General features: G+C 63.0%; 11 protein-coding genes. 9 read left to right on the top strand and 2 right to left on the bottom strand.

The window, feature by feature from the left end; all coding sequences use genetic code 11:
• Positions 1-22 precede the first annotated feature (22 nt).
• From AC1DWI_RS06480 to arfB, 8 genes are all read left to right on the top strand, one after another.
• Complete coding sequence (locus AC1DWI_RS06480; protein ID WP_477667898.1) at positions 23-784, top strand: ABC transporter ATP-binding protein; 762 nt, start codon at positions 23-25, stop codon at positions 782-784.
• Positions 785-816: 32 nt separating this feature from the next.
• The gene (locus tag AC1DWI_RS06475; RefSeq protein WP_477667897.1) at positions 817-1,719 is read left to right on the top strand and encodes a VOC family protein; all 903 of its coding nucleotides are present in this window, start codon (positions 817-819) and stop codon (positions 1,717-1,719) included.
• Positions 1,720-1,732: 13 nt separating this feature from the next.
• Entirely contained in the window at positions 1,733-2,626 is an 894-nt protein-coding gene (locus AC1DWI_RS06470) for a sugar phosphate isomerase/epimerase family protein (protein WP_477724557.1), read from the top strand.
• Between the two features lie 124 nt (positions 2,627-2,750).
• On the top strand, positions 2,751-3,989 hold the full coding sequence (gene pcaB, locus AC1DWI_RS06465) for a 3-carboxy-cis,cis-muconate cycloisomerase (protein WP_477724556.1): 1,239 nt from the start codon (positions 2,751-2,753) through the stop codon (positions 3,987-3,989).
• 4 nt (positions 3,990-3,993) lie between these two features.
• Positions 3,994-4,386: a carboxymuconolactone decarboxylase family protein gene (locus tag AC1DWI_RS06460; protein WP_477667895.1), complete on the top strand. Its 393-nt coding sequence runs from the start codon at positions 3,994-3,996 to the stop codon at positions 4,384-4,386.
• A 51-nt stretch (positions 4,387-4,437) separates the two neighbouring features.
• Positions 4,438-5,220, top strand: a complete 783-nt coding sequence (locus AC1DWI_RS06455) for an alpha/beta fold hydrolase (RefSeq protein ID WP_477667894.1) — start codon at positions 4,438-4,440, stop codon at positions 5,218-5,220.
• 144 nt (positions 5,221-5,364) lie between these two features.
• Entirely contained in the window at positions 5,365-5,814 is a 450-nt protein-coding gene (gene aroQ / locus AC1DWI_RS06450; protein ID WP_477667893.1) for a type II 3-dehydroquinate dehydratase, read from the top strand.
• A 19-nt stretch (positions 5,815-5,833) separates the two neighbouring features.
• Entirely contained in the window at positions 5,834-6,250 is a 417-nt protein-coding gene (gene arfB, locus AC1DWI_RS06445) for an alternative ribosome rescue aminoacyl-tRNA hydrolase ArfB (RefSeq protein ID WP_477667892.1), read from the top strand.
• 28 nt (positions 6,251-6,278) lie between these two features.
• On the opposite strand, the gene AC1DWI_RS06440 is transcribed toward arfB, so the two are convergent.
• On the bottom strand, positions 6,279-6,890 hold the full coding sequence (locus AC1DWI_RS06440; RefSeq protein ID WP_477667891.1) for a DUF6198 family protein: 612 nt from the start codon (positions 6,888-6,890) through the stop codon (positions 6,279-6,281).
• A 177-nt stretch (positions 6,891-7,067) separates the two neighbouring features.
• Positions 7,068-8,081 (bottom strand): LLM class flavin-dependent oxidoreductase, encoded by a 1,014-nt coding sequence (locus AC1DWI_RS06435; protein WP_477667890.1) that lies wholly within the window; start codon positions 8,079-8,081, stop codon positions 7,068-7,070.
• Positions 8,082-8,309: 228 nt separating this feature from the next.
• Here AC1DWI_RS06435 and AC1DWI_RS06430 point away from each other — a divergent pair.
• Positions 8,310-8,908 (top strand): alpha/beta fold hydrolase (locus tag AC1DWI_RS06430; protein ID WP_477724555.1); only part of this gene is annotated, 599 nt, incomplete at its 3' end.

The following is an 8,908-nucleotide window of genomic DNA, read 5'->3' as shown; positions in this document are numbered from 1 at the left end:
CTGAGGCTTCATGGAGATTGATATGACAAGTGAGATCTGTATTGAATTTGACGATGTGGTGGCAGGTTACAAGGACTTCATGATCCTGAACAACCTGTCGTTCAAGGTCAGGACTGGTTCCATCACGCTGCTGCTGGGCCCCAATGGTGCGGGCAAGTCCACGGTTTTGAAAGCGCTGTTTGGCTTGCTCAAGCCGCGGCAGGGCCGCATCCTGTTGAATGGTGAGGACATTTCGGGCGCCAGCCAGAAAGAATTGCTGGCCAAAGGAATTGTGTTTGTGCCCCAGGGGCGCAACCTGTTTGGCCAGCTTACTGTGTGGCAGAACCTGGAGCTGGGCGGCATCACGCTGGGTACGAAAACCACACACGAGCGTATTCCCGAGGTGCTGGAGTTTTTCCCGCGCGTCAAGGAACGCCTGCATTCCCAGGCCTCAGCGCTTTCGGGTGGTGAGCAGAAGCAACTTGAAATCGGCCGGGCCTTGCTGCTGCGCCCCAAGGTCATCCTGATTGACGAACCCTCGATCGGGTTGTCGCCCATGGTGGTGCAGGACGTGTTCAAGCTGTTGCAGAAACTGGCGGCGCAGGGCACGACAGTGTTGATGGTTGAGCAAAACGTCAAAAGCGCGCTGAAAATTTCCGATGACGCCATCGCGCTTGAGTCGGGCCAACTGGTGCTGCACAAGCCGGCGGCGGAGCTGCTGGCGGACCCCAACATCGAACGCCTCTTCCTCGGCGGCGGCCATGTGCCGGGCGCAACCGTGGCGCCCGCCATGGCAACTTCCTGAATCTGCTGCAACCTCTCACCRGAGACATCACCATGAGCACCTTTGCACAGGCACCAACCGCAGACCGGGAGGCCATCCCCGAAGTTGCCAACCCCCTGGGGCTGGACGGCATTGAGTTCATTGAATACACCACTGCCAAGCCGCAGGCGTTGGGGCAGGTGCTGGAAACGATGGGTTTCCGTCCGGTTGCCCGCCACCGCTCGCGCGAGGTATTGCTGTACCGGCAGGGCAGCATGAACGTGATTGTCAATGCCCACATTCCCGCCATGCCGGATGGCACCGCGCCGACCGACAAGCCGGTGATTGCCGCTGTGGCCTTGCGCGTGCGGGACGCGGCAGACGCTTACCACCGTGCGCTGGAGCGGGGCGCCTGGGCCGTGCCGTCACGCGTCGAGGTGATGGAGCTGAACATTCCGGCCATCCATGGCGTGGGAAAAAGCCGCATTTATTTTGTGGATCGTTACGACAAGTTTTCGATCTATGACGTGGACTTTGTGCCGATTCCCACGGTGGAGCAGCATCCGCCAGCGGTTGCGGGGCTGCACTTCTTTGGCGTCGTGCAATACATCGGCAATGACCGTACTGAAGACTGGGCCGAGTTTTACCGCGAGCTGTTTGGCTTTACCGACCTGCCCGACGAACAGCGCTTCGGCATCCTGCCCAAGGGACGCATCCTTCGCAGTCCTTGCCCGCCTTCGTCGCGCTTTTACCTTCAGCTGATCGAGCCTGAAGCCAGCGTGCTCGACGTGGAAGGGGACGAAAGCCTGCAGCGCATTGGCCTGGGCAGCGCAGACGTGCTGGCCACTGTCGGCGAGTTGCGCAAGCGCGGCGTGGAATTCCTCGAGTCACCCGGGGTCCATACCGAGGACCGCGGCGCGCTGACCAAGAGCTGGATGGGCAGCGTGAGTTTTGAGCTGGTCCATGACGTACGCTAAACAGGCGCCAGGCATGAGCCACTACAGCGGCAACATCGACGATTTCGGGATGGACACCATCTCGCTGGCAGGTCCGCTGGAGGCCAAGCTCAAAGCCGTGCGCGAGGCTGGCTTTACGCAGATCATGCTCGCTGCCAAAGACCTGGTAGGCCATCCAGACGGCATGGAAGCCGCCGTCGCTGCGGTGCGTGCAAGCGGTTTGCGCGTCACCGGGTTCCAGGTGTTGCGTGATTTTGAGGGGCTGTCCGGGCACCTGCACGACTACAAGATGGACATCGCCAAATCGATGCTGGAAATGTGCCATGCGCTGGGCTGCCGCCTGCTGTTGATCTGTTCGTCAACCTCGGTGCAYGCCACGGGTGAAACCCAGGCGCTGGTCAGGGACTTGCGCAAGCTGGCCATGCTGGCGATTCCGATGAATATCAAGATCGCCTACGAAGCCTTGTCGTGGGGCCGCACCGTCAATGAGTTCCCGCAGGCCTGGGACATTATTTGTGAAGCCGACATGCCCAACCTGGGTTTGGGCTTTGACTCTTTTCACATGTTTGCGACCAAGACCTCGCTGGACGAGCTCGACATACTGGATCCGGACAAAATTTTTCTGGTGCAGCTGGCTGACTTCATGTGGACGGAAATCAAGTCGGTCGAAGAGCGCATTGCCACCGCCCGGCATTTCCGCGTGTTTCCAGGCGAGGGCGTGCACAGCGAAGCGCTGGCCACGCTGGTCACCAAGCTGCATGGCCTGGGCTACCGCGGCGATTACAGCTTTGAAGTGTTCAACGACRACTACCAGCAAATGCCTTTGCCGACGGTGGCCCAGCGCGCATGGCGCTCGGCCCTGTGGCTGGGGGAGGATGTGCTGCGCCGTTCCGTGCCGCTGCCTAACCAGATCCGCCTGAAAAAATGAAACCCCCGCGTTCGTCACTTCGTGCCTGCGGCGCGCTGCCCCTTTCCTTTGTGTATGAGGCGCGGTTTTCCTTGGGGCGACCCGGTGGAAAACCATCAGTCATTGTTTTTTGAGAGTGCACGGCATGAGCAGTATTTTTGAAGGTTTTTTGTCCACGCCGGAAATTCTGGAGGCCTTCAGCGAGCGTAACTTTCTGGATGCMATGTTGCGCTTTGAGGCTTCGCTGGCGAGAGCGCAGGCCAGCGCCGRCCTGATCCCCGAGGCCGCCGCGCAATCCATCATCGGCACCTGCAAGATCGAATTGTTTGATGTGGCCAAGATCGTTCGCGAAAGCGGGCGCGCGGGCAGCATTGCCATTCCGCTGGTCAAGGCCCTGAAGGAAACCGTGGGCCTCTTCAACAAGGAGGCCGCCGGTTTTGTCCATTTCKGCTCGACCTCCCAGGACGTGATCGACACCGCGCTGGCGCTGGTGACCCGCAATGCGTTGGACCTGATTGAGGCCGACATCCGCAAGGCAGTGGCGGCGTTGCTGGTGCTGGCCCGCCGCCATGCCGCCGACCCCGTGCTGGCTCGCACGCTGATGCAGCCGGCATCCGTCACCAGCTTTGGTTTCAAGTGCTCGGGTTGGGCTGCGCCGCTGGCGCGCAGCCTGCAGCGCCTGCAAGTGGCTGGCCACAATGCGCTGGCCGTGCAACTGGGCGGGGCCGTCGGAACACTGGCGCAGATGAACGGCAAGGGCCCACAAATCATGGCGCATATGGCGGCCGACCTGAAGCTCAAACCTTCTGCATTTGCGTGGCACACCCAKCGCGATGAGTGGGTGGCGCTGGGTTGCGAACTGGGCCTGCTGGTGGGCAGCCTTGGGAAGATCGCCAAAGACATCTCCTTGATGGGGCAGTACGAAGTGGGCGAACTGGCAGAGCCGACCGAGCCGGGGCGCGGCGGTTCATCCGCCATGCCGCACAAGCGCAATCCGGTCGCCTGCATGGTGGCACTGGCTGCAGCGCAGCGCGCGCCGCAGCGCGTGGCCGCCCTGTTGGCCGCCATGGCGCAGGAGCATGAGCGCGCCCTGGGGAACTGGCAGGCCGAATTGGCCGAATGGCCGGGGCTGCTGATGTCGGCGCACGGATCCGTCCGCGCCATGGCCCAGGCCCTGCCTGGCCTGCAGGTGGACACCCAGCGCATGAGCGCCAACCTGGATGCGTTGCGTTCCGTGCTGCCCGCCGATGCCGCCGACGAATGGTTTAACCCGGCGCTGGCGCGGCACGCGTCAACACTCGCGCATGCGCAGGCCGACGCTGTTGAAGCACTGGTGGGGCAAACGCACACTGACAGCCATCGCACCAAGACCGCAAAAAGGTAAAACCATGAACGACCATGACAAGGGAATGATCAACCGCCGGCGYGTGCTCGGTGATGCCTGGGTGGACCGTTCCATCGCCAAAAGCAATGCCTTCAACGGCGAGTTCCAGAACTTGATCACGCGCTATGCGTGGAATGAGGTCTGGGGCCGGCCGGCGTTGGGGGACAAGACGCGACGTCTGATGGTCCTGTCGACCATGATTGCGCTCAAGGCGTATGAAGAATTTGCCATGCATGTCCGGGCCGCGCTCGACGGCCCGCCGGAGTCGCGGCTCACGCCGGACGATATCAAGGAAGTAATTCTGCAGGCCGCCATTTACTGTGGTGTTCCCGCCGCCAACCATGCGTTCTCTGTGGCGGGCGAGATCCTTCGCGAAAAAGGCCTGCTCGCTGACTGACAGGGCGTGTATTTGCGGGCTTCCAAGCAACTCATCATCATTAAAAGAAGTATGAAAAAACCTCACCTGCATTGCATCAGTGAAGGCCAGGGGCCTGTTGTGGTGCTCAGCCATGCATTGGGCTGTGACCTCACGATGTGGGACGGCGTGACGGCCGTCCTGAAGAACCGCTACACCGTGCTGCGCCATGACCACCGCGGCCATGGCCAATCGGAAGCGGTGCCCGGCCCTTACACACTCGACCTGTTGGCCGATGATGTGGCGGGCCTGATCAAGGAGCAGGGTGGCGCCCCAGTGCATTTTGTCGGGCTCAGCATGGGCGGCATGACGGCGCAGGCGCTGGCGGCGCGGCATCCGCAGCTGCTCAAAAGCATCGTCATTGCCAACGCCGCCCTGTTTTACGACGACGCGGCGCGCGCCATGTGGCAGGCGCGCGTTCACACCGTACAGGCCCAGGGCGTGGCGGCGATATCAGACGGTGCGATGCAGCGCTGGTTTACCCCGGAATCCAGGGCGGACGAGGCGGGTGGAGGTGCGCGCAAGGTAGCCGCGCTACGCAAGGTGCTTGAAACCACCGATGCCGCCGCTTATGCCGCCAGCTGCGAAGCGGTTTCCCGCATCGACTTCCGAGCCAGCAACGGTGCGATCCAGTGCCCGGCCCTGGTGATTGCCGGCACGCGCGACGAAGCAACGCCCGTGGCCATGTCGGAAGCCATTTGCGCCAGCATCAAGGGTGCGCAATTGCGCACCTTGCCAGCGGCTCATTTGAGCGCGGTGGAGCAACCAGATGCATTTGCCGACTTGCTGGAACGCTTTTTCGAAAGCCTGCGCTAGGGCGCTGCCAGCGGACTGATCGGGCAGGTGCGGGAGCGGGGGGACAGGGTGCTTCGGTGATGGGCTGGCGGCGGCAGCGTCGATAATCGGGCCCAGGCAAATAGCCAAGCCCCACCCACCCGAACATCTGGAAAGCCCCGCTTCATGAAAACAGTCCTTGTCCTGAATGGCCCCAACCTCAACTTGCTGGGAACGCGTGAGCCGGCCGTGTACGGTTCGCAAACCCTGGCCGATGTAGAGGCGCTGTGCACCAAGGCCTGCGCAACCCACGGTTTCAAGCTCGACTTTCGCCAGAGCAACCACGAAGGCGTGATGATTGACGCCATCCATGAAGCCGGGCGCGCCCAGGCTGCTGGCACGCTGGCAGGCATCGTGCTGAATGCTGGCGCTTATACCCACACCAGCGTGGCCCTGCACGATGCCATCAAGGGCGCGGGCGTCACGGTGATCGAGCTGCACATCAGCAATGTGCATGCACGCGAGGCTTTCCGCCATCACTCTTATATTTCGCCAGCTGCCAGGGCCGTGATGGCCGGGTTCGGCGTCAAGGGCTACGCCCTCGCCATCGCGGGCCTGGCCGAGTTGGCAGTCTGACCCGGTTGCGGCGCTGACCATGGCTGCGCCACCGAAATTCCCCGTTGACGAACGCGAGGTAGAGTTCAACGCCATCCGCGCGCAGGGCGCCGGCGGGCAAAACGTCAACAAGGTCTCCAGTGCGATTCACCTGCGCTTTGACATTGCGGCTTCGTCGCTGCCCGACGCCGTCAAGGAACGGCTGCTGGCGACGAGCGACGGACGCATCACGCAGGAGGGCGTTCTGGTGCTCAAGGCCCAGCAGCACCGTACCCAGGAGATGAACCGCAGCGACGCCATGGCACGCCTGCAGGAGATCGTTGACGGCGTCTCCACACCGCCCCGGGCGCGGCGCGCCACCAAACCTACCTACGGCTCGAAGCAGCGCCGCCTGGCGGGCAAAAGCCAGCGCTCGGAAATCAAGTCTTCACGGGGCAAGGTGGGCGGCGGCGACTAAGCCCGGCCGGCAGTCCACCTGGTGCCGTTCAGGTCACCATATAGCGCCCGGGTTTGTGGTTGACCCAGAGGAACAGGCTCATCAGCACGGCCGCCATGACTGAATATGCCACGCGCTCAGGGGGCACGACTGCCAGCGCCATCAACACCACGGCCGAATCAATGGCCATCTGTATCTTGCCGGCGCGCCAGCCGTGCTTTTCCTGAAGATAGAGGGTCACGATGGTGGCGCCGCCCAGGCTTGCCCGGTGCCGGGCCAGGAAGAGGCAGCCGGTCCCCAGCAGCAGGCCGCCCACCAGCGCGGCGTACAGCGGGTGGATGTCTGCGATGTCGAGCACCCGGGGTGACCAGTCCGCCAGCAGCGACAGCAATGCAATGGACAGGAAGGTCTTGATGGTGAACTCGCGGCCCATGCGGCTCCAGGAGAACCAATAGAAGGGCAGGTTGACCAGAAAGAACAGCTTGCCGAAGCTCACGCCCGTGGCGTAGTGCAGCACAAAGGCCACGCCGGCCGTACCGCCCGTCAACAGGCCCGCCTGGTTGAAGATCACCATCGCCAGCGACACAAACAGCGTGCCCGTGAAGATGCCCTGCGCATCGTCAAAAAGGGTGTGGCGTTCGGGTGATGTAACTGGGGGCATGGGAAGCTGGCGTGTTGCCCACGGGCGGGCACTTCAGCTCTGCATGATCTGTGCCAATGGGCACGTTTGCATTTCAGTGACTACGGATTGGCCTGCGGCGCTCACATGACGAAATTCAAGCCATTTAAGGCTCTAGCCCAATAAGGACGAGCGCAAGCAGCTATCAAAACAATAGCGTTATGCGCGGCGCTGGTTTCCTTGTTGCAGTCTGTCTCGCACCTGCGCGGTGATTTCCAGGGAGCGCCGGGCGATGGCGGGGTCGTAAATGTGAGTGGTCACCATCAGTTCATCGGCCCGGGTATCCTCGATGAAGCGCTGAAGCTGGTTTTCAACCGTTGCCGCCGAACCTGCGACGGCATAGCGCAGCATGCGCTGCGCGCCGGCTTTCTCGGCCGGTGACCAGTAGCTTTCGATGTCGTCGATGGGCGGCGGCATCGGCCCCGGCGTGCCGCGCAGCAGGTGGGTCATGGCCTGCTGCACGGAGGTGAGCTGGTAGCGTGCCGCTTCGTCCGTTTCGGCCGCGACGACATTGGCCACCACCATGGCATAAGGTTTGGCGAGCTGGGCGGAAGGCCTGAAGCCGCTGCGGTACAGGTCCAGCGCCTGCATCAGCATGTCGGGCGCGAAGTGCGATGCGAAAGCAAAGGGCAGGCCCAGCATGGCAGCGAGCTGGGCACCGAAGAGGCTGGAGCCCAGCAGCCACAGCGGCACCTTGAGGCCAGCGCCCGGGACCGCCCTGATTTTCTGGCCGGGCTCTGCCGGTTCAAAGTAGGCCTGCAGTTCCTCCACGTCCTGCGGAAAAGTATCGGCATTGTTCTGGTGGTCACGCCGCAGTGCGCGTGCGGTGAGCTGGTCGGTGCCCGGTGCGCGCCCCAGCCCGAGGTCGATGCGGCCGGGGTACAGCGAAGCCAGCGTGCCGAACTGCTCGGCGATCACCAGTGGCGAATGGTTGGGCAGCATCACCCCGCCGGATCCCACGCGGATGGTTTGCGTGCCGCCCGCCACATGGCCGATAACCACCGCGGTGGCGGCGCTGGCGATGCCGGGGTTGTTATGGTGCTCGGCCAGCCAGAAGCGCTTGAAACCCAGTTGTTCGGCATGCCGGGCCAGGGCCAGGGTGTTGCGAAAGGCATCGGCGGCAGTGGCGCCCGTGACGATGGGGGATAGATCGAGGACTGAAAAGGGGATCATGTTTTTGCGCCTTCTCCCTCAGGGAGAAGGCGGGGATGAGGGCTTGCGGCGTTTGATGTTGCGCCGTGTGTGTTCGAATGCCGCTGGCCCTCACTCCAACCCTCTCCCAGGGGGAGAGGGAGTGAAGAGGGGGCGGTTGGGCTGCGATTCACAGAGGTGTATGAGAAGGCGGTAAGCCAGTTTAGGAGCTTGGCGATGGCCGCATGAGGGGCAGGGTATAAATCCCCCATGACAGATTCGGCAAACATTGAGCTTCCTCCCGAAGCGCTCGCGATGCTGCGCACGGCCAGCCGTTTTGAAACCCCTTGCGGCGACGGCACCATGGTCTGGCACATATGGGGCCAGGCCACGCGCCGGCCCGGGCTCGCGCCCCTGGTGCTGCTGCACGGCGGCAGCGGCAGCTGGATGCACTGGCTGCGCAACATCCCTGCGCTGGCCGCGTCGGGCCGCTGGGTGCTGGTGCCTGATCTTCCCGGTTTTGGCGATTCGGCCGCGCCTTTACGGGGCACCGATGCTGACGTGCTACCCGAACCGGTCGAGCAAGGGCTGGCCCTGCTGGCGGGCGAGGCGGCCTGCGACCTCGTGGGATTTTCCTTTGGCGGCATGGTGGCCGGCTTTGTGGCGGAGCGTTTCCCTGCCCGGGCGGCGCGTGTGGTGCTGGTGGGTGCGCCCGGCCTGGGTGTGGCGCCCGAAAAAGCCATACGCCTGCGCGCCTGGCGGCATCTCACCGATGCGGGCCAGCGCGATGAGATCCATCGCCACAATCTCGCTGCGCTGATGCTGTACCGCGAGAATGCGATCAACGAACTGGCCTTGCGCCTGCACAT

It is taken from the genome of Polaromonas sp. P3_C2, assembly GCF_056402675.1.
Note: the sequence above shows the minus strand (reverse complement) of the source record. Positions and strands in the feature narration are given on the sequence as shown.